We start from the raw sequence: 22,356 nt of genomic DNA on the forward strand, positions 1-22,356 counted from the left end.
CGACGTGCACATCCTGCAAACAGTGCCACCGAGCAACATCAACCGTGACGACACTGGAAGCCCGAAAAGCGCTGTATACGGTGGAGTTCCACGAGCGAGAGTGTCGAGTCAGGCGTGGAAACGCGCCACCCGGCAGATGTTTCGGGAATTGCTCGATCCAACCTCCTTGGGTGTACGGACCAAACGCGTCGTCGAGCTGATCGCCGCGCGCATCACCGAACTGAACCCGGAGATCACCGAACCGGAATCGCTTGCCGCGCAGGCACTGAAAGCCGCCGGGATCGAGCTGGAGAAGCCGAAACGCGCCAAGAAGGGTGAATCAGCACCTGAGGAAGCCGAACAGGCGAAGTACCTGCTGTTCCTGAGCGCCTCACAGATCGACCGCCTGGCAGTCCTGGCCATCGCGGCGGCGGGCACCGACACCGCGATCGACAAGTCCGCGGCCCGCGCCGCCGCGCACTCCGCGAACAGTGTCGATGTCGCCTTGTTCGGGCGTATGGTGGCCGACGCAGCCGATCTCAACGTGGACGCTGCCGCGCAGGTGGCACACGCGATCAGCGTGCATGCGGTGAACAACGAGTTCGACTACTACACCGCAGTCGACGACCGGGCTCCGGACAACAACTCCGGCGCTGGGATGCTCGGCTACGTGGAATTCAATTCTTCCACCCTCTACCGGTACGCCACTGTCAGCGTGAAAGCGTTGCGCGACAACCTCGGTGACGACACCGCAACTCTCCGCGCGATCGAGGTGTTTCTGACCGCCTTCGTCAAAAGCATGCCGACCGGCAAGCAGAACACCTTCGCTAACCGCACACTCCCAGAAGCCGTTCTGGTCAGCGTGCGTACCGATCAGCCCGTGAACCTGGTGGGCGCGTTCGAAGAACCGGTCAACGCAGCGGGTGCCGCTCGCGCCACCGCCGCCGCCAAAGCTCTCGCCACGACCCTGCAGGCGGTCGAGAAGGGTTATGGGGACGGCTCCACCGAGAATTTCGTGGTCGCGATCGGCGACGGGGCGCAGGAACTGACGGCACTCGGCGATCCGATGCCATTCGTGGAGGTGGTCGCCCGGGTCGGATCGAAGGTCGAGGCGGCACTCGGTGGACGGCCGTGAGTGTCCTGCTGCTGAAACTTGCCGCGCCCCTGCAATCGTGGGGTGTGTCGAGTCGGTTCGCGCGACGAGAGACCCAACAGTATCCGTCCAAGAGCGGAATCATCGGCCTGATCTCCTCAGCGAAGGGTCGGCGCCGGACCGACCCGATCGAGGACACATTGCGGGATCTGCGATTCGGGGTGCGTATCGACCAGCCCGGCAGGCTGATTCGGGATTTCCAGGTGGCGCTCAGCCTGGACGGTCGCACCCAATACCCGCTGTCGCAGCGGTACTACCTGGCGGACGCGAAATTCGTCGCTGGCATCGAAGGCGAGACGAGCCTGCTCGAAGGTATCCGAGACACGTTGGTGCGCCCGGAGTTTCCGCTCTACCTCGGTCGGCGTTCCTGTCCGGTGACCGAATCGCTCGTACTGGACCAGATCCGGGACGAGCCCCTGCCGCAGGCGTTGAAAGACCCCACTACTTGGCAGGCCGCCACCTGGTATCGCAAGAAGCAACCCACGGTCGTACATCTACCGATCTTCCGCGATCACGCAGAAGACGACACCGTCGACGCCCTCACCGAGCAAGTCCGTGACGTGCCGCTCGATTTCAACCCGGCGCGGCGCGAATACGGGTGGCGCACCGTGATCACCGATCACATCGAGGTTCACAATCCCGAGGGTCGCGACCTCGCCCATGATCCGTTCGCAGCCTTTGGGGGCGACTGATGTATCTCTCGCGGGTCCCACTGAACCCTGCCCGCCGCGGTAGCAGGAGGTTCCTGTCCTCACCACATGTGCTGCACGGCGCGGTGATGAAGTCCTTCCCTCCTGGGGTGTTGGACCATCCAGACGCCGAAGGCAGAGTGCTGTGGCGAATCGACAAGACCGCCAATGACATTCACCTCTACGTGGTGAGCCCCGTCGAACCGGACTTCACCCATGTCATCGAACAAGTGGGCTGGCCGACAACCGGAGCGTGGACGACCCGAAAATACGGTCAACTGCTCGACAACCTGGCAGACGGTCAACGCTGGCACTTCCGACTGACAGCCAACCCCGCCCGGAGCACGTTCATCCCGCCGGAACAGCGAATCGTCGACGACGGAGCCGGTACCAAGACACAGCGCGGAAAAGTGGCGGGGCTGAACCAGGAAGAGCAACTGGAGTGGTTGCGCCGCAAAGCGATTGGTGCCGGTTTCGCCGTTACGGCAGCCGGACCGGCTCACCAACGCGAAGACGACGTGCGCATCATCAGCCGCGAGACGCTCACGTTCGACCGAGCCGACAGGAAGGTGGTCCTGTCGGTCGCCACATTCGAGGGGGTGCTCACGATCACCGATCCCGGCCTCCTGCGCAACGCCCTGATCAACGGGATCGGCCGAGCGAAGGGCTATGGCTGCGGCCTGCTGACGTTGGCGCCGAACCGATGAACGACATACCCGGTGTGCGGCCGGTCCGCATCGGCGAACTGGTACGCGCCCAAGACCGGCTGACCTTCATCTACCTCGAACGCGCTGTCGTGCACCGCGACGCCAACGCCATTACTGCCACCGACGAACGCGGCGTCGTACACATCCCGGCAGCCACATTGGGCGCGCTGATCCTTGGACCAGGCACGCGCGTCACCCATCAGGCCATGATGCTGCTCGCCGAAAGCGGTTCCACCGCAGTGTGGGTCGGCGAACGAGGAGTGCGTTACTACGCTCACGGCCGCTCACTGGCCCGCAGTTCTCGACTGTTGGAGGCGCAGGCGGCCGCGGTCTCCAATCAGGCCACGCGACTACGCGTCGCCCGAACCATGTACGCGATGCGTTTCCCCGACGAGGACACCTCCGGCCTGACAATGCAACAACTCCGTGGCCGAGAAGGAGCCCGAGTTCGACGCATCTATCGCCAGCACGCCGAACGAACCGGAATCGACTGGCGCAGGAGAGATTACGACCCGAACAACTTCGGTGCCAGTGACCCGGTCAACCAAGCCCTATCAGCAGCCACCACCTGTCTGTACGGGATCGCCCACGCCGTGATCGTCGCGCTCGGCTGCGCGCCCGGTCTCGGGTTCGTCCACACCGGCCACGAACGGTCGTTCGTCTTCGACCTGGCCGACCTGTACAAGGCCGAATTCGCCATTCCCGTCGCATTCGACGTCGCAGCCGAAGGCCCCGAAGACATCGGCGCCGCTGCACGACGCGCAGTCCGTGACGCCGTGCACGCCGGCGGGCTACTCGGCCGCTGCTGCAAAGACATTCACGCCCTCCTGTTGCCAGACGAGCCGGACGCATCCGACACCTGGGACACCGACGTCGTCGAACTGTGGGACCGCGCAGGCAACGTCGCCGGCGGAATCTCCTACGACGACGAGGAAGTCCCGTGGTAGTACTCGTCCTCAGCGCCTGCCCAGCAGGTCTGCGAGGTCACCTGACCCGCTGGCTCCTCGAAATCAGCCCAGGTGTGTTCGTCGGCGTTCTGACCGCGCGGGTCCGCGACCTCGCCTGGCAACGCGTCGTCGAACTGTCGAAAGACGGCCGCGCCATCATGATCTACTCGACCCGTTCCGAACAGGGCCTCGCCTTCAAAGTGCACCGCCACGAATGGGAGCCTGTCGATATCGACGGCCTCCACCTCATGCGCCGCCCTCACACGGGTCGTACGAAACCCACCGGCCCGCGCGCCGGGTGGAGCAAAGTTAGTAGATACCGGAAGGCCGCGCGGCGTCGCAGTAGCACCGCCGAGCTCGACGAAAGTGAATGAGAATTGGCGCTATCGTGAGAGAACACGCTGGTCATGAAGTGTGCTCCCCGCACGCGCGGGGATGAGCCCTGGAAATCCTCCGGATGGGTCACCGAAGAAAAGTGCTCCCCGCACGCGCGGGGATGAGCCCGCCGCGACTAGGTTGTCTTGTACTTGGTTGGTGTGCTCCCCGCACGCGCGGGGATGAGCCCGCCAGATCCGCACGCCGCAAATCCCGGTCGGTGTGCTCCCCGCACGCGCGGGGATGAGCCCACCCCGACTGGATTGTCGACACCAGCGGAACTGTGCTCCCCGCACGCGCGGGGATGAGCCCTGCGACATCACCGGACGACTGCAGATCACGGGGTGCTCCCCGCACGCGCGGGGATGAGCCCGGCGGCGTGACCCCGCACCTCCACCTGGAAGTGTGCTCCCCGCACGCGCGGGGATGAGCCCTCCCATTCCACGTACTCGCCGTTGAAGTAGGTGTGCTCGCCGCACGCGCGCAGGGATGAGCCCGATGAGCTGCTCGCCGCGACCCTGCGCGGCTCGTGCTCCCCGCACGCGCGGGGATGAGCCCGGTCGGTTCGCGCTGTGGCTTGCCCGCCGTCGTGTCTTCCCCGCACGCGCGGGGCTGAGCTCACCTTCGACGGTCCGGACGAGGAGGGGTGGTGTTCTCCCCGCCACGCGAGGCCTGAGCCACTGGACAACGGCTGCAGCGACCTGCGCCTCAACAGTTCAAAGACATTGCATTGCGCAAGCTGCGATGCTCAGCTTCGATACGAGCTTGGATCTCGGCAACTGAACACCCTGGGCTACACCCCGGCGTTCTTGACCTTTTCAGCCATGCGGTAACCGCCGTTGGCATCCACCGGACCGAGCCTCCTGCGATCATGCCGATCGCCAAGAATGTCAACTGACCGATCATTTTGGCTCCCCGCCTATTTCAGGACCCTGACAGACCGGGCACATACCCACCGGACCGAGCCCATGTCTCCACTGCAGCAGAAGGTTGCGGACGTATGCGCCCATTTGGCACCGACCAGCGTCGCAGTCCCGGTGCTTCTGAAATTCCTTATGAGCGACGGAAACATTCGTGATCGGTCGCTCAGGCATCCGACAGAAGGCTGGGTTGAGCTTCATGATCGGACCTCCACAGATGTTGCTCCAGCGGGGATCAAGCGGGCCTCTTCGACTAGCCGAGCCTTTGCTTGACGCTTACGGGGACACAGCGTGATCAGGCAGTCGATGTGATCTTGCATGACCCGGTGGGCCTCCTCGACGGTCATCACAGGCAGGGGCATGTGGTCGGTAGGCGGAAGGTTGTACATCGTTGCGGCTCCTAAACTTCCACGCGGTTGCGCACGGCCGGGGACGCCGATGACCGGTGTTGTCCTGGTGTTCCACGTCGGCTTGCCGATCAGAGACGACGGATGCGGCGAGCACTCCGGCCATCGGGCACACCAGCAGTAGATGCCTGGGAAAGCCGGACTGCCAGCAAATTTGGACCATCCAGACACATTCATCCGTTTCTCAAGCATGTCATCCACCCAGCGCGCACACTCACACCCAGAGGCTCGAAAGTTCAGTCCACGAATCGATATGGGTGCCATCCAAATTCGGGAGCAGTGCTAATGAGCGGCAAGAACCCGACAACGATCCCCCGACGACAGCTCGGGAGGCAGCTTCGTGAACTACGTCAGGCTGCGGGGATATCGATCGCGGATGCCGCTCGGCTCATCGAGCGCGGGGCCGGGACCCTGCAACGGCTGGAAAAGGGTGAGAGCCCTCGGATTCGCCTCTTGGATATCGAGGCCCTGTGTCGGCTCTACAACGCTGAAGCCAAGATGGACGCACTCAAAGCTCTCGCCACGCAGGCTGATGAGCGAAGCCGGCCGGTGGACGAGAAGGTCTGGTGGCATCGATATGAGGATCTGATTCCGAATGACTTCGAAACATACGTCAGCCTGGAGTCGGCCGCTGCGCACATCACGATGTACCAGTCAGACCAGGTACCGGGTGTAGTCCAAACAGCCGACTACGCAAGAGAACTCGATCGACTTTACTTCAGCTCCGAGACACCGATGGAGCTGGAACAACGCATTCAGGTGAGGATGCAGCGGCAGAGCTCCATCAAGCGGAGACTCGCTCCTGTCGAGGTAGATTTGTTGATCGATGAAGCTGTGATCAGACGACTTGTCGGGAGCCGGAAGATCATGGCCGCGCAGCTGTGGCGGCTGGCTGACACTCCGTCGAATGTCCGAGTCCGGCTCGTTCCATTTTCAGCTGGGTTCCCGCTTGGAATTGCGCCTGGACCATTTGTAATCCTGAGATTCGCAACCGATCCGATCACGGGCACCCCTATTGAGCCCACCACGGTGTACGTCGAGTCCTACGGCTCCAGGCTGTACTACGAACGCACCGATGTGGTGAGCCGATACGTGGAGATGCACGAGACGATCGGCCGGGTAGCGTTGGGCGTGGCAGATAGCAAGCATCTGCTCAGGCGGGTAGCGAAGGAGTTCGAAGCGTGAACATTGATCTGTCGGGTGCACGCTGGTTCAAGAGCAGCCGCAGCGGAGGGGGTGAGGCGTGTGTCGAGGCGGCACACCTGACTGGCGGCATGATCGGAGTGCGGGACTCGAAGGACCCTAGCGGTCCGGCGCTCGTGTTCGGGCCCGCCGAATGGGACCACTTCGTTGCCGTACTGCAGTCTGGAGAGTTCAACTGCCCCTAGGTGATACGCCAACACAAGCGTTTAGTGGTCGACGGCTTACCCTTTGCTCGGCTCTGCGGCAAACACATGAAACGCGCGGTCGCTCGTGCCCACTCGACGGTGATCGACGACCACCAAACCCGCTGCCACGATCGCGGTAACGACCTCATCGAGAGGTCGCAGCCGCAGTCCGGCGCTGAATGGCAAGGTTGCCATGAAGTCTGGATCACCGAGGCCCACCACCAACCGTCCCGACGGCCGCAATACCCGCGCCAGCTCGTCAATTGACGGTCGCAAATCCTCATCCGGGACGTAGTAGAGCGTGTTCACGGTCATCGCCCTATCAAGGCTGTTGCCCGGCAGTGGGATTCGATCCATCGGAGCTTGGGTCAAATGGAGGCGACGTTCGGCTATCTCGCGTCGAAACCGACGGCGCGCGTCGGACATCGCCTGTGTCGAGATATCGATGCCATGGGTGGCGCCTTGCGGTCCAACCTTATCGATGAGTTGCCGAAGACCTAATCCGCCTCCGAAACCGATATCCGCCACTGCGGTACCGGATTCGACTCCGAGCGCTTCCACCGAGCCTGTCACCGGGCCGCGGTTCGCACGATCGAGCAGTCGTCCGACTAATGACCCGGCGACACCGGTCGGGTGCCCCAACTGGTGAGCGAATCGACGCATTATTGGATCCAAGACCGACACACGGCCAGTCTTTCACGGTCAGCGGTGAACAGCTGGTGGCAGCACCTCGACAGGAAGATCTGGTTGCGCACGGTGGCAGCCGCGCTTGCCACCAAAGATTGCAAACTTGCAGCTACCTTCGATTGTGGACTGGGGCGTGGAAACCAGCTCGCCGTTCCTTTGGATAGTCGAAGTGATTCAAGGATTGACACTATGTCCGACCTGCCAGCTGGTGAACTTACCGGGCGCGATGTTCTGCTGAGAATCTATGCCCGCGGAGTCGAACGTCGTCACGGTTGAGCAATGAGCTAGTTTCGGACTGGGGTGCTGTTCGAGCCAGGCGGGGCGAGAAGGAGACGACAGTGTCAGATGATCCGTATGCCGGGCTCCCGGCGGAGTTCGCCGAGGCCATGAGACAGGCGGAGAGCGAAGAGAGTTCCCCACTACATCCCGAAAGCGAAAGCACCACAGTCGATCCGACTGCCAGACAAGTTCACGATGCCGCCGTGACGTACGAAGACTGGCAGGCCGAACAGAACTGGAGCATCATCGATCCTCCTCGATGGGCCGAGAACGCGCCACCTGATTCGGATGCGAAGCCGGAATACAACGCCGCGATCGAATACGAGGACTGGCAGGACGAGCGCACCCGCGGAAGCATCTCCGCTCCCCCGTGGTGACGGTTCACCGAGACGATGCCGCGATCGGGCACGACGGGGGTGCAGCTGCGTCACCCTCGGACTCGGACGCCAGACTCGCGGGAATTTGTCGTAGGATCGACGACCAAAGATCAACTGGTGAAGAACGCGCACTTTTTCAAGGGGGAGCGCCATGTTGGTGCAGGCTGATATCGACCAACTCCGGGCATTGGCCACGACACTCGACGGAATCAAGACCGCGATCGATGGAATCGATGTGCGCTCGTCAGCCGTGCCCGTCGGTGCCGCGTTGCCCGGAACGGTGTTCGGGGACACGTGCGATCTGGCCACCGAGAACATCGAGCATGGCTGGTATCGCGTGGCGGAGCGGATCGGGCGGGTCGGGACCACGATCGCGCAAGCCGCCAACTCCTACAACACGGCCGAGAAAGTCAGCGAGGGTGAGTTCGTGGACCTGATGGCGGGCTTCGACTTCCGGGCCGCGGATAACGGCTGATGGCCCAAGCGTGGAATCTGACTCGAGCGAACGTCACCGCATGGCAAACCAGCGCGCTGTCGGACCTGGCCGGGGCGATCGAGACGGCAGCCAAGACCTATGACGAGAAGTCGGGTTCGATGTCCACCCATTTCGCCAATCTCAATGGCAGCTGGGCGGGCAAGGCATACGACGCCGCCTATAACAGGATCGGCGAGGAGCATCGGGAAAGCCTCAAAGTCGGTGACGAGGTGGACGACATCGTCACCGCGCTGCGGGCCGCCGATACCCGGTTGCACAACGAGCGAGAAACCCTGCTCAACAAGGTCGCCGACGCCGAAGATCCAGCTGGCGCGATAGCGGGTGAGAAAGTCACAGTCAGCGATTCGTGGCTCGTCTCGGCGACGACACCCGACGGCGTGACTGACGAGCAGAAGAAGCAGATCCGCGACGCCTGCAAACTTCATCAGGATGCGATTGGCACGGCGTTGATGTCGTTGCGGGACGCGGCGTTCGAGGAAGCTCAGAAGGTCACCACCGCTTCCCAGGAGGCGCGTGATCGCGGCACTTACTTCGGTGACGGGATCAATTCCGCGTTGCCCGAGGGCGGTCTGGTCCGCGATACCGAGTTGGGTTACGACACCGGCCGTGAAGACGGCGAAGCAATCGCGGACGGCACTGCCACCGAGGCCCAGATCCAGCGGATCGCCGCGCGTCTCGCCGAAGCCGGCCTGACGCCGGAACAGCTCGCCGCGCTCGCCAACGGTCAGGAAGTCACCGTCCCGGTGACCGCGATGGCCTATCTCGACGAGTTCTATGCGACTGCCGGGCGCGATGGTCTTCTCTCGTTCTCAGAACAGTTGAAGAACAACGGGTCTCCGCAGGCGACGCAGCTGCGTGAGGATCTGGCCGATGGGCTCATGATCCTGTCCAACGAGAAGGTCGTCGTTCGCAACTCGAACGGAACCGGCGCCGTCTCGATGCGCGGCGGATACGATCGACTGCACCCCGAAGTTCAGGAATTGGTCGGTACCCGGCCAGGTCTAGACCTGCCGGACGGGAACACCCGCGAGGTGCCCGACGACTACCGCAGCGGCGGGTTGTTCGGAAATAACAGTGGCGCGACCGAGGAGTACGACCGCGATCTGAAGCGATTCGCGAGTCTGATGAACGCCGCTGGGGAAGGCTCGGAGCCTGGGCAGCGGTTCGGTATGGAACTGACACGCCAAGGCGCGCACCAAGCCGTCCTTGCCGACAAGTGGTCCTCCGGCGGCACCCATGACGGCCCTGCTGAGCAGATGATCCAGGATCTGGTCGGTGCCGGAACCCGCAGCGACGAAGCCAATTACGCGCTCCTCACCGGGAACGGGTCCGAGGAACTGTTCGGCAAGGGCACGCCGGGCCAGGAGTATGGCGACGGCTACCACCGCGATGAGTTACTGGTGCCGTTGTTGACGCACGGGTGGAGCGATGACGGTGAAAGCCTCTCGGAGATGTTCACCTGGATCAACGAGGACGCGCGGATTACCGACCCGAGCAATCTCGTGCAAGTCGAAGACGCCCGCCAAGCCGGTGAAGCCGCCTACGGATTGGCACAGTTGCTGTCGACCACCGAGTCCGGGCTCAATGGTCAGAACCTCTACGAGTCCTGGCTGGATCTCCCTGGCCACGACGGCCAATCCCTCGGTGAGGTCAATCCCACCGCCACCAAGGCGCTGGCCGCCGCGCTCGCGCCGTACACGCTCGACATGGTCGATGCCAACGATGATCTGAAGAACACCGTCGGATTCGGTGATCTCGGCGGACCTATCGAAGCCACCCGAGTGTTCAGCATCCTCGACACCGACCCCGACGCCGCAACCATCATCAACAGCGCCGCACTCGCCGAGGCCGAACGCATCGACGGCATCTTCGCTGACCGTTACGCCAATGGTGACCAGGATCATCTGCTTGGTACCCAATCCGGCGACCTGCGCTGGCTCGTCAACGCTGGCATCGAGGCTGAAATCGCCGACCGCCAGCTCAACGCTGCGGATGCCGATACCGCGAAACAACAGAAGTACGCCGCCGCCTACACCGCTGGGCAGATCCTCCTTGGCGGATTCGGTCCCGAATACGCCGCTGCGGCAGCGGTTACCGAGTTCTTCAAGAACGACATCACTTCCGTTGACGGCACCTTTGTCAACCCGTTCAATGAACTCGAAATCACCAGCGATGGAACTGATTACAGCAAGTACAACCCCGGAGAGATCGGCGATGCCAACAACCGGATGTACGCCATGATGCAAGGACTCGTCAACGGCGGTCACATCGACCCATCAACCGTCCCAGCAGAATTTCGCAATCCAGACGGAACCCTCAAAACATACGTGGCAGTCATCTCCGCAGATCCTGATCGAACTCCAGTAATCAATGAGGCATTCAAAGCGTTGCCGCAGATCATCAAAGACGGTGGCGTTACTGACAAGACCGACTACACGGATGCCGTCACCGAAACAGCTACGATCAACAATCGTGACATTCTTTACCGAGGCAACACCAACAACCAGGTCGCCCTCGAAGACGTCCTGAAAAATGACAGCACTAACGCTGATCGCAGTAACCAGTGGAGGCGACGCGACTAATGAACCGTAACCGCCTTCGCGCCACTTTGGCCTCGGCAATCTTGCTGCTCACAGCTGGCTGCACAACGAGCACCTCCAACCCGCCAGACAGCGCCGGCACTCCGGCATATCGCCCACCTGAACAGGTCCGCAATGCGACCGTCGTCTGGTCTGCTGAATCTGATGTCAACCTGTTCGACTCGCACTCGACTCTCGTCCGCGCTGCCGCCGAGGCACTCGAGGTCGCTGTCCTGGCAGGACCCGAGAAATCATATCCGGGCTTCGACCAAGCCGTGACCGACCCGACCACACGGGACATCTATTTCAGAAGCGGGAGTCGCGCAACCGCATACGGCACCTTGTACAAACACATCTTCGACATCATCCCCACCAACGGAGGATTCACCGCACTCACTTGCACACTCTTCAAGGAATTCGCCTATGAGAGCGAACACGGCTATAAGATCCCCCAAAGTGGGCGCCGCGGCAATGCTCTATCCATCACGTTCAGTAATATCGCCTCGTCGCACACAGAGATCCCGCGCGCGACGACGACATCCACTCCGGCGTCGACGACCCCGTCACCGCGTACCTCCGGCCCAGCTGAGTGGGAGGCACCGGAGGACAACCTGTTCGAGGGTTGGACCATCGAACCCGGCTCTGCCGACGATTACCGCAGCGAGCGCTGCGCCCCTTGGATCGCGACCCTCGAACCGAACGCCCCAGCCGAAACCGAAACCGTCACCACTGATTCCCCGCCCCAGGCCCTGCCCGCATACCCCGGCTGGCCCAAACTGCACTAACCACCTTCCGGCTACACGGTGAGCTCTGGGGTGATGTTATGAAGGTTGCCGAGCGAATAGCATCACCGGTTCGGCTGCGGTGGATTCCGCACGACTCGAAACGTACCGCGGCACCACCTACAAGGGAGCGCATTACCGAGACGCGACCGGTTCCCGCGAGATCCCCGGAGTTGCCCGATATATGCACACCTGGGAGCGCGGCGACCACACCTCGGGCGCAGTGATATTCACTGACACGCTTGCCGTTTCGGTGAATTTCAGACCGGCCCCGACGACCAAGCCGCCCCAATGCCCGCACCAACCGACGATGAGTGGAAGGTAGCGGCAAAACAGCTCATCACCAGACTGCCGTCATAGCGACATCACAAAGTCCAACATCACTGAGGAGGTACCGCGGCCAATGAACCGTACCTGTCTCCGCACCGCATGGGCCTCGGCGATCCTGTTACTCACGGCCGCTTGCACCACAAGCCCGTCCGCTCCCCCAGCAGACACCGGCACACCGGCCTATCGCCCGCCCGAAGAGGTTCGCAACGCTACTGTCATTTGGTCCGCCGAACCAGGCGTCGATCTGTTCGATTCGAATTCGACTCTCGTCCGCGCCGCCGCTGAAGCGCTCGAGGTCGCCATACTCGCCGGACCGGAAGACTCCTATCCAGGATTCAACGACGCCGTGACTGACCCGACCACTAGAGACCTTTACTTCCGAAGGTCGACCCGCGACACGACTGCGTACGGCACGCTTTACAAGCACATCCTTGATGTCACACCAACCAGCACCGGATTCACCGCGCGGACCTGCGAGCTGTTCAAAGCCTTCGCTTACCAGCGCGACGGCATATACAACACCTCCCGCACCGGTCGCCTCGGGAACTCAAAAACCATCACCTTCATCAGTAACACCCCGTTGCAATCTGAGGCCCCCTCGGGAACGACACCGGCCACTACGCCAGTAGCCACGCCCACACCGCGCACGTCAGGTCCAGCGGAATGGCAGGCACCCGAAGACAACCTATTCCAAAGCTGGACGATCGACCTCGCTGCGCCTGATGACTATCGCAGCGAACGTTGCGCACCTTGGGTGGCGACCCTAGATCCGGACGCCCCGGCTGAGGGTGAAACCGTCACCACCGACAATCCGCCCCAGACCTTGCCCGCTTACCCCGGCTGGCCCAAACTGCACTAGCTACCCTTCCAGCTGCGCGTGAAAGTCGGTGAGCAGCAGTTGGGTGGCGGGTCGCATCAGGTCGTCAAGCCTGGCCCTGACAGTGACGCGAGGATTCAAGATTCTCGAATCCGACTCCGGCTCAGCGGTCGAACTGCCCCGCCCGGATGCCGTCCACGAACGCATCCCACATAGGACCGTCGAACATCAACGCCGGGCCATGTGTCGACAAACTGATGGAAATCCAGCCTGACCTTCTGCCATATTCCTGGCGCAGCCCTACTCACGATCCGTGCCCATCGGATAGCGCCGGTGGCGTTCGGGCGGCTATCGAGGCACGGACGAAGGCGTAGGTGGCGGTGTCAAGGGCGCATTCCAGCGGGGACCAGGAAGCCTTCATCCTGAGTGGGCGGTGATCGAGGTCCCTTCGACAGCGTACGGCCGACATCCTCGGAACTGGGCTTCACAGACCGCCCGCAACTCGTCTACCCGCAAGCCGCGTCGGCAGGATGGCAACGTCGCAGGTTATTGTCCTAACGAACTCCACTCGTTTGCTAGGGGATCTCTGTGGCGCTCCTACAAGTAGATATAGACCGGCTGAATGCGTTATCGACCACCGCCGACGACGTGGCAAAACAGGTCGATGATATCGATGTCCGCACGGCTGCCAAGCAGGTCGCTGGCGCATTGCCAGGCACGCCGATCGATTCCGCATGCGCGCTGGCCACCGAGTATGTCGAAGGTGCGTGGCTGCGGGTTTCCTGGCGAGTCGGCCAGGTCTCGTCCGCCATCCGCCAGACGGCCGCGGATTTGACTGCCACCGATACGAGCTTCGCCGCCCGACTCGATGAGTTCGACTTTCAAACCCCACCGGGGCCGCGGTGAGCGGCTGGAATCTCACCCGAGCCCACGTCACGGCCTGGAGAACCAGCCAGCTCGCCAGCCTGGCAACCACACTGACCACCGGGAACAGCACCTTCTCACACCAGGTCGACCGATTGCCGAAACACCTCGCTGACGTCGGCACCGCCTGGGTCGGGCGCGCCCATGACGCCGCCTATGACCGCGTCATCGAAGACCACCGGCAGGCACGCAAGATCTGGGAAGAGACCAACGACCTGGTGACCGTTCTCGGCGAAGCGGCCGACCGCCTGTATTGGGAGCGCGACAACCTGCTGCGGAAGGTCGCTGATGCCGAAGCCCCGGACGCCGCGGGTGCGGGTACGGCCATGAAGGTCGAGGACAACTGGTCGATCACATTTACCATCGCCGATACCGTCCCGGCCGACCAGCACGCCGATCTGCGCCGCGCCGCCCAGGACCACCAGAACCTGATCGCCAAGGCCCTCACGGAACTGCGCAATGCCGCTCATCAGGTCGACCGACTCATTCGTGAAGCGGCATGGCAAATCCGCTGGGCCGGAAATCATTTCGGCGATGGGATCGACGCCCCCACCATCAATGGCACCGCGGACCCCGGCGATGCCGTCTATCAGCGTCAGCCCGATCTGGGTCCCGACGGATACAGCGAGGAACGAACCCAGGCGGCTGCGGTCGCGTTCAAAGAGCTGTTCGGCCGACCACCGACAACGCCAACCGACTGGCAAACGGCACACGTCCTGAATCCACACAGCTACACGCCGAAATTTCAGGGCGTGGCCCCGGCGATCCAGGTGGTCAAGATCGAGCCCGTGCGTGGACAGGGCGTTGTGCGGGCCGCGCAGTACATCGAGCAGCGGGACGTCACCAGTTGGCCCCCACCGCGGAGAGACCTGGGTGACAATCGCACAGCCGACCCACAGTTCGATCCCGAGCACGCCAAAGTCACCACCTACATCGACTACGAGAACGGGATTGTCGTCATGCGGCAGAACCCGTCCGTTCGGCAGAACGCCGACGGCAGCGCGGGAGAGGTGCAGGTTTCCGCTCCCGTCGGCGAGGTCTGGCAGACCGACAGTGGTTCGGTGCGGATCAAGTACGACGCCGGAAATCCATTCGCGCCGGACTGGACCGCGGATCCGCCACTCGATACCAAGTTCGATGACCATCCGGTCACCGTCAATGGGGATCTGGTTTTCATTCCGAGCGAGAGCGGCGTCGAGGTGCACGGCGTACGTACGGACTACCCCTCGCTGGAGGTGTATCAAGATGACCCGCAAGGCAACACCCGGACAGTCGTGACCGATCCCGCGGTAACCGGACGCTCCTGGGGACCGAGTGTGAACCTGCCTCTCCACCACGAGATCGGGCTCGGAGAACTGGCATTTCGCCCCTTCCACGAATGGAACAACACCTACGACGTGCCCGGACCGGCGAAGCAGTCGACACCATTCGGACCGACAGCGAATCCTCCACGCGTTCCACTCCCGGAAGGAACGATCTGATGCCGCAAGGAAAATGGGGCTCGTCGTATTGGATTGCCGCGACGGCCAGCGTGTCCGCTGCCTGCGTTGTCGAACTCGCCGTTCTCGCAGTCATTTTGAGGTTTCGCGATCCTGATTACCTTCGACTGCCCGCCGTCGCATTCCTGATACCGGTCGGGATCGGGCTCGCAATCGCGGCGGTGCTGAGAGGTTCGGCGTCGAGTGCTGCTCGCGGGGCGTCACGCGGCGTGGTGGTCGCCTCCGCGATAGTGGCGACGGCTGGACTATTGGCGGGACTGCTGTACCGGGGAGGGTGGGTCTGATGGCCGAGTCGGCTGAGCTCCCTGGGCCCTCGAATCTGGACAGGATATGGGTCGGCAGCCCATCGTTCACTGCCGCCGGCACGGTTCTGTTCCTGAATATCGTTCCGGTAGTGGTGATTCCGTACCTGTGGGTGCTCTACCTCATTGTCCTGCCAGTTGAGGTCGTGACCGCTGTCCTGCTTGTGCCTCGTGCTGGAGCCGCCCGTCAGGTGGGAGTCGGCATGCTCATCGGCGTCTTGACCTCTGTCGTGTCGATCGGGATCGGCCTTGCGGCGTTCAACGTGTGATCGGGATACTCGTCCGGATCGCCCTGTCTGAGTTGGGATTCAGCCTAGTTCTCGGTCACACCGGCAATCCAGCGGGCTATCGAGGTACGGGGGACGGCGGCGCGGAAGTCGGTGTCAGCAGTGTATTCCAGCCGGGACCTGGAACGCGGCAACCCGAGTGCGCTGTAATCGACGCCGCCACCTGAGAGCCGATACCGATCACGGTGCCGTCCTCCGCGTAGAAGCGGACGTCATGATTACCTGGCTTGTCCTGAAACACCTGCATCTCTGTGGCACCGAATCGCGCCGCGACGATTCGGGTCGCTTCGACAGCCTGCGGCCAAACGTCGTCGGAGATGGGACTGGGCGAGTAGTAGTGCGGAAGCAACGCTCGCAAGCCGTCGGTCTTATCGAAAGGCTTCGAACATCCGACAGCGCCGAGTTCACGGTTCCACTGCCACTGCACTGTGGGATCGAGAGTCGTGACCGCCGTGCCGATTTCGACCATCCCCTGTTCGAGTGCGTTGACCTCGTCTTCAAGTGCTGGTCTGATTTTCAGCGTCTCGGCCCCTATCGTGGTGTCGGTGGGGGAATTCTTCTCGTAAGGGTCAGCGCAGGCGGTAATGCAGAAGGTGCTTACCACAAGCCCAGTGAGCAGCTTCAATCCTCGTGAAATCATTTGGTATACACCACATTTCCTGGGGCCAGCCACGGTGGCGGCGAGGTTGTAGCCGGGTATGCGTGGGTCTTCCCGCCGGGACGAGGTACGCGCTGCACCCGTGGGCTCCGTCGAGATACCGTCCGGTTCCGTCTCGAGTCGGCCCAACATCAGTATCGAGATGACTGAATCTGGGTTCGTCGCCGGACTCGGACCGAAACCACCGCAGTTTCGTGCGGTCGGGAGCTATCGAGGTGCGGGTGAAGGTGGCTTGGTCGTCGACGTCAGCAGTGCCTTCCAGCCAGGCCCGGGGATATGGCAGCCCGTGCGGGCCGTGATTGTCGCCGCCACCTGACTACCTATGCCGATCGATCTCGCGCTCGACCTCGCGCTCACCTTCCGACCGAACTATTCGGAATTTCCGAATAGTTGCCTCCGTCACACACTCCCCGTCGGCATAAATGGTCTTGATGTGCTCGTTTATGGTCGGCACACTCTTGTCGAACAGATCCGACATCTCACGCTGCGTCAGCCACACCGTGCCATCGACCGTGCGGAGCTGCACTTCAGTGCGGCCGTCCTCCGTGTTGTAGACGACGAACTCTCCTGGGACGACGACCGCGGCACGGGCATCGAGGTTCTCCGCAGCGTCGGCATCAGCGTCGAAGGTTTCTTCCATCCTGATTTTTCTCCTGCTTCCGGGTACGGCAGATACACCGAGCGCTGCCAACAGGCAATCGTGGCCGCCTGGGATCATTGCGCCGGCAGCCTGGCGCCCCTCCGTAGTAGCGCCGATGTCGACCCTGACGGGTGGCACCCTCTATTGGAATACTGCGTCGATGGTGTCGGCGGTGAGCACCCGCGCCGCCCACTGCCGCACCTGGGCAATCCGCGCGGCGCGGACCATGGCGACTGTCTCCGCAGGCAACGGCCCGAACTTCGACTCCAGCTGCTCGACCAGCGTCTCCGCACGTCCTCGCGCTTCACCTCGCGCTTCGCCTTCAGCGCGACCTTTTTCTTTGAGTTGTTCTGCCAGGGTCATGAGGGCCTCTCGAGCGCGGGAACCGACCTGCTCGGTAATGGGTTCGAATTCCGTATCGCTGATATTGCTCTGCTGGAAAACGTACGTCAGCGGTGTCGGCGGTGTGAGATGGCGTGCGCGCAATGCGGGGACGTCGTGCACGGTGAGGTCGTCCAGCAGGATCCGGAACCGGGGCAGGTACTCACCCAGGTCCTCGCGGGTGGCCGGGTCCAGGTCGAACAGCTCCGAAAGTTCGGTCGGGTAGCTCCAGCGCCGTCCGTCCGGCCCAGCATGGATCGCGAGAGCCAGGACGGCGGGCACGGTGGTGCTGCGGTGGGTGTGGACGTGCTGAGTCAGAAAACCAGTCACGTATTCGAGCATCCGCAATGGCATGAGCGGGTCAGGGCTGGATTGGTGTTCGATGAACACAGTCAGGTAGGCGGTGCGGTTATCGATCCGGGCGCGGAAAACCAGATCGCTGTAGCGTGACCGCAGGTCCTGGGTGATGTAGCTACCGGGCTGCAGCTCCAGTGTGTCCCACTCGATATGGGCGGTGATCTTCTCCGGTAGCACCGCACGCAGTTCACTCGCCGCGTCGGCCGGACGGGCCAGGATCTTGCGGAACAACGCGTCATGCGGATTGGGCACCGGATCGGCCATGATCGGGCAACCTACGCCCGAACCGGCTGCGACACGCCGAACTCCGCTGCGGTCACGTTCACCTGACCAGGGCACACGCCCGAATTCAGAAGGGGTGATGCCCGATGCCTGGCAGCCAGGTTCCCCCAGTCGGGTTCGGGTTCACAGTGCCGGGCGCAGGTGAGCGCCTAGCCATGCCTGGATATCGTCGAGTGCGGCCTGCGCCATCCGGGTCGGGTGTCCCGTAAACCCGTGGGGCGATTCAGGATAGACGCGGAGGTCGACGTCTGCGCCGAAGGCTGATAGTCGCGCGGCCATGGCCAGGTTGTCCTGGAGCAGGATGTCGGCCTCTCCGACGACCATGAGGACCGGAGGCAGGTTGGAGAGTTCGGCGTAGATCGGTGAGAGGTCCGGGTTTGTGCGGTCCGGTGCCGCCCCGGCGTAGGCCTCGAGGAAGTACTCGTCGGCGATCAGCCGCCCGGCCGGGGTGTGTGCGCTCAGGTCATAGGTTCCGAATTGCAGTGCAGCACAGTCGAATGCGGTGATCCCTCGATTACGCAGGCGCAGCAGCGTGGTCATTGCCAGCGTTGCACCGGCCGAGAAGCCGCCGACAGCGAGCTTCGCTGTGCCGAAACGATTCTGGGCGTGGTCGATGAGCCAGAGCGCGGCGGCTTCGCAATCGTCCGGAGCGGCCGGCCATGGATGTTCGGGTGCGAGCCGGTAGTCCACGCTCGCGACCACGATGCCGAGTGCGTCGGCGAGCTGGCGGTTGCGGACGTCGCTGTCAGCGGCCGATCCCATGTAGAAGCCGCCGCCGTGGATGTCCATGAACACGCCGTTCGCCGCCGTGTCCACGGGAGTGTGGATCCGCAGTGGGACGCTGCGTCCGTCGGCGACGACGAGCTCTTCGACGGCTGGCGGAGTAGCCGGGGTGGGCTCGGCGACACCGGCTCGGAATGTGCGCAGCTCCTCTGAACTGTTCGGACCTCTTCCAGCCGTGCGCTTTTCATAGAAGGCGCGTGACTCGTCGACGAGAAGGTGGAGGCGAGGGTCGATCAGATTGGCCAGTCCGAGTTGCACGGAGACCACCCTAGCGATTGCTGGTTTCGGCGAGCGTTGCGGATCCTCGGAACGAGGGCGATGGTGTCGGGCAGCCAGGTCGCTGCTGAGCAAAACCACTTACGTCCAGCCGTCGACCAGTTCGCCCGGTCGCATTCGATGGTCTTGCGCGACCGATCATGTCAGCAGTTCGTTGATATCCACGGTTTGCAGGTGTTTGCGCACGCGGTTGGCGAATGCCGGTGCTCCCGCCCTGACCAGCATGTCGGGTAGCGACACCCTGCTGTCGGTGCTCCGGCGAAGGTGGTATACGAGTTGTTCCCTCGTGACAGCAAGCACCGCGTCGGGGCTACTGTCATCCACCAGTTCGAAGAACTCATCCGCCGAGTAGACCTCGTATGTGAGGTGGTCCATCTCGCGGAAGTCCTTGGTGTTGCCGGTCAGCAGGATGTCAACCTGACCGTGGACAGCGGCGCTGTGGACATGAGCGTCACCGGGATCGGTGTAGTCGCACGACGGGTCGATGGTGAATCCGCTGATCCGGCCCGCCTCGAAGACCTTCTCCAGCCGACGGCGGATACCGCCGACCTGAGCGTCGGCGAGGAACGGGTTCTTCTTTCGCAGGTGGTAGACGAACTCGGCCATGATGTCGTCGGTCCACATGACTTCGAACATCTCGCCACCGTGTAGATACAACAGGGCCAACCAGTCTCGGAATGTACGCGAATAGAGAACATTGGCGTCGACGAGAACCTTCATCCCCCACCCGTTGACCATGGCGGCCATGCTACCGCGAGCGGAGGATAGGGGTTCGAAATCAGAAGTTGGACAAGCGAATACGTCAAAACTCGATGCCGAGTTCGTCCTCGATGTCCCGAAGTTCCGAAAAGGCGCGACGGCGCTCGGCCAGTTGCTGATCCTTGTACGCGAAGACGTCGCTACTGAGGAGTCTGGTATGCGATCGAACCTTGTGAGCCGGAAGCCTTCCTTCGCCAATGAGTTTCATCAATGTTGGACGCGATATCCCGAGCAGTTTCGCCGCCGTGGTCGTGGATACCTCATTGGGCACACTCGCCACGGTGACGGTGCATCCGTGGGCGACGAGGTCGAGTATCCGCCCCACCAGAGCCGACAACTCTGCGGGCATTTCAACGGCACTTCCTTGACCGAGACCGACGAGAACAGCTTCGTCGCTCGAGTCCGCTGCTACATCGCGCACCTTGCCTACGCTCGCCGTGAAGGCACGCGCTTGCTCCAACTCATTCTCCGTGAGCGACACGAGGGCCCGATTGTCACGTATCACTGCTTCACTCATCGACCCACTCCCCTGCTGCGCAAACGCGGTGGCCAGCCCAGATTAGCGACTTGCACTTATAAGTGCAAGCTACATCAGCACGGGGGCGGTAGCTGTGGGCGTGAGCCGCAGGGGTCGTGGCGCTACCCAATGGGAGATCAGCGCTGCGATCACCGCAGTCTCTCGAGCTGCAACCAGTTCCGCTCAGCACTGTGGCCCGCCGAAGCTTCGGCGGGCCACAGTGCTGAGCTTGTGTCTGGAACCTCGAGCTAGATACTCGACATCAACGCGCCGGTTCCTCCACCGCCTGCCCCATGGCTCCTTCCCAGCTGCGCACAGGCGGGCTACCGACGAACCGTCCGAACACCACGGCGGCGACGGTCGCGACGATGAAGCCGGGGATGATCTCGTACAGGCCAGTGTCCGCGAGCACGTCGATCTGACGCCAGATCACCACTGTCGCAGCACCGCTGATAATGCCCGCCAGTGCGCCCGCACCGGTCATGCGCGGCCAGTACAGCGACAGCAGGATCACCGGTCCGAATGCCGCACCGAACCCGGCCCACGCGTAGGCGACGATATCGAGTACCGCTCCCCCGCCGAGTGCGATCACGTAGGCGATTACGGCCACCACGATTACCGAGCCGCGGCCCACCCAGACGAGACTGCGTTGGGACGCTTCACGATTGAGGAAGGCGTGGTAGAAGTCCTCGGTCAATGCGGTCGAGGACACCAGCAGCTGGCTGTCCGCCGTAGACATGATCGCGGCCAGCACCGCGGCCAGGACGATTCCGGCGACCCACGGGTTCAGTAGTTGCTGGGCGAGTGCGATGAAGACCGTTTCCGGGTTGTCCAGCGGTTGGTCGAGCACGCTGATACCGACGAGACCGACCAGGCAGGCCGCGCCCAGGGTCACCACGACCCACGAGGTGCCGATGCGGCGGGCGGTGGGAATGTCCTTGTGGCTGCGGATGCCCATGAAGCGGGCGAGGATGTGCGGCTGGCCGAAATATCCCAGGCCCCAGGCGAGTAGCGAGATGATCGCGACGAAACTCAGTGGTGCGCCCGCACCCCAGACGCCACCGGTGAAGCTGGCCTCCGCGTTCATATCCAGCAGCGCGGGTGATTCGTCGTTCAGGGCGTTGCGCAGTGCGCCGAAACCGCCCAGGGTGCCGACCGCGATCAGCGGCAGCGCCACCAGTGCGGCGAACATCAGCAGGCCCTGCACCACGTCGGTGAAGCTCACCGCGAGGAAACCGCCGAGGAAGGCGTACACCACGATCACCACGACGGCGACGGTCATGGCCAGGGTCGATTCGACGCCGAAGACCTGCTCGAACAGCACGCCGCCCGCGACCAGGCCGCTGGCCACGTAGACGGTGAAGAACACCAGGATCACTACCGCGGAGATGACCCGCAGCGCCCTGGTGCGGTCCTCGAAGCGTTCCTCCAGGTAGGCCGACAGGCTCACCGAGTCCTTGGCGCGTTCGGTGTAGGTGCGCAGCCGGGGAGCGACGAACAGCCAGTTCAGGTAGGTGCCGACGGCGAGGCCGACCGCGATCCAGCTCGCGCCGATGCCCGCGGCGTACACCGCGCCGGGCAGGCCCAGCAGCAGCCAGCCGGACATGTCGCTGGCCTGCGCGGACAGCGCGGCCGTGGGGGCGTTGAGGCTGCGGCCGCCTAATGCGAAGTCGGACAGGGTTTTCGTGCGGTTGTATACCCAGACCCCGATGGCCACCATCGCGACGAGATACACGATGAAGGTTCCGAGAGTGACCCCATCGAGGTCGACCATGACAA

At 62.9% G+C, this 22,356-nt stretch carries 23 protein-coding genes and 1 CRISPR repeat array; of the genes, 15 read left to right on the forward strand and 8 right to left on the reverse strand.

All coding sequences use genetic code 11. The annotated features are described in order from the left end of the window. Window positions 1-4: 4 nt before the first annotated feature. From cas7e to NU1_RS08205, 7 genes are all read left to right on the forward strand, one after another. Window positions 5-1,114: a type I-E CRISPR-associated protein Cas7/Cse4/CasC gene (cas7e, locus tag NU1_RS08175; protein ID WP_281221090.1), complete on the forward strand. Its 1,110-nt coding sequence runs from the start codon at window positions 5-7 to the stop codon at window positions 1,112-1,114. Continuing rightward, the gene (gene cas5e / locus NU1_RS08180; protein ID WP_067519008.1) at window positions 1,111-1,824 is read left to right on the forward strand and encodes a type I-E CRISPR-associated protein Cas5/CasD; all 714 of its coding nucleotides are present in this window, start codon (window positions 1,111-1,113) and stop codon (window positions 1,822-1,824) included. Before cas7e ends, cas5e begins: the two co-directional genes overlap by 4 nt. Next, on the forward strand, window positions 1,824-2,528 hold the full coding sequence (gene cas6e, locus NU1_RS08185) for a type I-E CRISPR-associated protein Cas6/Cse3/CasE (protein ID WP_067519009.1): 705 nt from the start codon (window positions 1,824-1,826) through the stop codon (window positions 2,526-2,528). Before cas5e ends, cas6e begins: the two co-directional genes overlap by 1 nt. After that, the gene (cas1e, locus tag NU1_RS08190) at window positions 2,525-3,475 is read left to right on the forward strand and encodes a type I-E CRISPR-associated endonuclease Cas1e (RefSeq protein WP_067519011.1); all 951 of its coding nucleotides are present in this window, start codon (window positions 2,525-2,527) and stop codon (window positions 3,473-3,475) included. The genes cas6e and cas1e overlap by 4 nt, the downstream gene beginning before the upstream one ends. Further along, a complete protein-coding gene (cas2e, locus tag NU1_RS08195; RefSeq protein ID WP_067519013.1) occupies window positions 3,469-3,849 on the forward strand; it encodes a type I-E CRISPR-associated endoribonuclease Cas2e in 381 nt (126 codons plus the stop codon). The genes cas1e and cas2e overlap by 7 nt, the downstream gene beginning before the upstream one ends. 40 nt (window positions 3,850-3,889) lie before the next feature. Next, window positions 3,890-4,285: direct repeats of the CRISPR family, unit length 29 nt; unit sequence GTGCTCCCCGCACGCGCGGGGATGAGCCC. Between the two features lie 1,177 nt (window positions 4,286-5,462). Next, a complete protein-coding gene (locus NU1_RS08200; protein WP_067519015.1) occupies window positions 5,463-6,362 on the forward strand; it encodes a helix-turn-helix domain-containing protein in 900 nt (299 codons plus the stop codon). Then, window positions 6,359-6,565 carry a DUF397 domain-containing protein gene (locus NU1_RS08205; RefSeq protein ID WP_067519017.1) on the forward strand — a complete coding sequence of 69 codons (207 nt, stop codon included), beginning with the start codon at window positions 6,359-6,361 and terminating at the stop codon, window positions 6,563-6,565. Before NU1_RS08200 ends, NU1_RS08205 begins: the two co-directional genes overlap by 4 nt. Before the next feature lie 36 nt (window positions 6,566-6,601). Here NU1_RS08205 and NU1_RS08210 read toward each other — a convergent pair whose 3' ends face one another. Beyond that, complete coding sequence (locus NU1_RS08210) at window positions 6,602-7,138, reverse strand: class I SAM-dependent methyltransferase (protein ID WP_245719997.1); 537 nt, start codon at window positions 7,136-7,138, stop codon at window positions 6,602-6,604. Window positions 7,139-7,734: 596 nt separating this feature from the next. Here NU1_RS08210 and NU1_RS41180 point away from each other — a divergent pair. The 8 genes from NU1_RS41180 to NU1_RS08250 all read left to right on the forward strand — a co-directional run bounded on the left by NU1_RS41180 (window position 7,735) and on the right by NU1_RS08250 (window position 15,906). Beyond that, a complete protein-coding gene (locus tag NU1_RS41180) occupies window positions 7,735-7,908 on the forward strand; it encodes a hypothetical protein (RefSeq protein ID WP_157552043.1) in 174 nt (57 codons plus the stop codon). Between the two features lie 151 nt (window positions 7,909-8,059). Continuing rightward, window positions 8,060-8,383 carry a hypothetical protein gene (locus NU1_RS08220; protein WP_067519022.1) on the forward strand — a complete coding sequence of 108 codons (324 nt, stop codon included), beginning with the start codon at window positions 8,060-8,062 and terminating at the stop codon, window positions 8,381-8,383. Continuing rightward, window positions 8,383-10,986: a TPR repeat domain-containing protein gene (locus NU1_RS08225; RefSeq protein WP_067519024.1), complete on the forward strand. Its 2,604-nt coding sequence runs from the start codon at window positions 8,383-8,385 to the stop codon at window positions 10,984-10,986. The genes NU1_RS08220 and NU1_RS08225 overlap by 1 nt, the downstream gene beginning before the upstream one ends. Next, window positions 10,986-11,768, forward strand: coding sequence for a hypothetical protein (locus tag NU1_RS08230; protein ID WP_067519027.1), 783 nt, complete (start codon window positions 10,986-10,988; stop codon window positions 11,766-11,768). Before NU1_RS08225 ends, NU1_RS08230 begins: the two co-directional genes overlap by 1 nt. A gap of 400 nt (window positions 11,769-12,168) precedes the next feature. Then, on the forward strand, window positions 12,169-12,954 hold the full coding sequence (locus tag NU1_RS41185; protein ID WP_157552044.1) for a hypothetical protein: 786 nt from the start codon (window positions 12,169-12,171) through the stop codon (window positions 12,952-12,954). A gap of 546 nt (window positions 12,955-13,500) precedes the next feature. Continuing rightward, window positions 13,501-13,818, forward strand: coding sequence for a hypothetical protein (locus NU1_RS08235; protein ID WP_157552045.1), 318 nt, complete (start codon window positions 13,501-13,503; stop codon window positions 13,816-13,818). Then, the gene (locus NU1_RS08240) at window positions 13,815-15,317 is read left to right on the forward strand and encodes a WXG100 family type VII secretion target (protein ID WP_067519031.1); all 1,503 of its coding nucleotides are present in this window, start codon (window positions 13,815-13,817) and stop codon (window positions 15,315-15,317) included. The genes NU1_RS08235 and NU1_RS08240 overlap by 4 nt, the downstream gene beginning before the upstream one ends. Before the next feature lie 301 nt (window positions 15,318-15,618). After that, a complete protein-coding gene (locus NU1_RS08250) occupies window positions 15,619-15,906 on the forward strand; it encodes a hypothetical protein (RefSeq protein ID WP_067519035.1) in 288 nt (95 codons plus the stop codon). A 76-nt stretch (window positions 15,907-15,982) separates the two neighbouring features. On the opposite strand, the gene NU1_RS40120 is transcribed toward NU1_RS08250, so the two are convergent. The 7 genes from NU1_RS40120 to putP all read right to left on the reverse strand — a co-directional run bounded on the left by NU1_RS40120 (window position 15,983) and on the right by putP (window position 22,351). After that, entirely contained in the window at window positions 15,983-16,564 is a 582-nt protein-coding gene (locus NU1_RS40120) for an LppA family lipoprotein (protein WP_169815017.1), read from the reverse strand. A 334-nt stretch (window positions 16,565-16,898) separates the two neighbouring features. Then, window positions 16,899-17,222, reverse strand: a complete 324-nt coding sequence (locus NU1_RS08260; protein WP_157552046.1) for a virulence RhuM family protein — start codon at window positions 17,220-17,222, stop codon at window positions 16,899-16,901. A 141-nt stretch (window positions 17,223-17,363) separates the two neighbouring features. Then, a complete protein-coding gene (locus NU1_RS08265; RefSeq protein WP_067519041.1) occupies window positions 17,364-18,224 on the reverse strand; it encodes an Rpn family recombination-promoting nuclease/putative transposase in 861 nt (286 codons plus the stop codon). A 141-nt stretch (window positions 18,225-18,365) separates the two neighbouring features. After that, window positions 18,366-19,283: an alpha/beta hydrolase gene (locus NU1_RS08270; protein ID WP_067519099.1), complete on the reverse strand. Its 918-nt coding sequence runs from the start codon at window positions 19,281-19,283 to the stop codon at window positions 18,366-18,368. Between the two features lie 156 nt (window positions 19,284-19,439). Further along, entirely contained in the window at window positions 19,440-20,039 is a 600-nt protein-coding gene (locus tag NU1_RS08275) for a PIN domain-containing protein (RefSeq protein ID WP_245719998.1), read from the reverse strand. A gap of 64 nt (window positions 20,040-20,103) precedes the next feature. Then, window positions 20,104-20,577, reverse strand: coding sequence for a helix-turn-helix domain-containing protein (locus NU1_RS43085; protein WP_067519045.1), 474 nt, complete (start codon window positions 20,575-20,577; stop codon window positions 20,104-20,106). A gap of 262 nt (window positions 20,578-20,839) precedes the next feature. Beyond that, the gene (putP, locus tag NU1_RS08285; protein WP_067519046.1) at window positions 20,840-22,351 is read right to left on the reverse strand and encodes a sodium/proline symporter PutP; all 1,512 of its coding nucleotides are present in this window, start codon (window positions 22,349-22,351) and stop codon (window positions 20,840-20,842) included. Window positions 22,352-22,356: the final 5 nt, after the last annotated feature.

It is taken from the genome of Nocardia uniformis NBRC 13702 (genome assembly GCF_001613345.1).
Lineage (GTDB): Bacteria > Actinomycetota > Actinomycetes > Mycobacteriales > Mycobacteriaceae > Nocardia > Nocardia uniformis.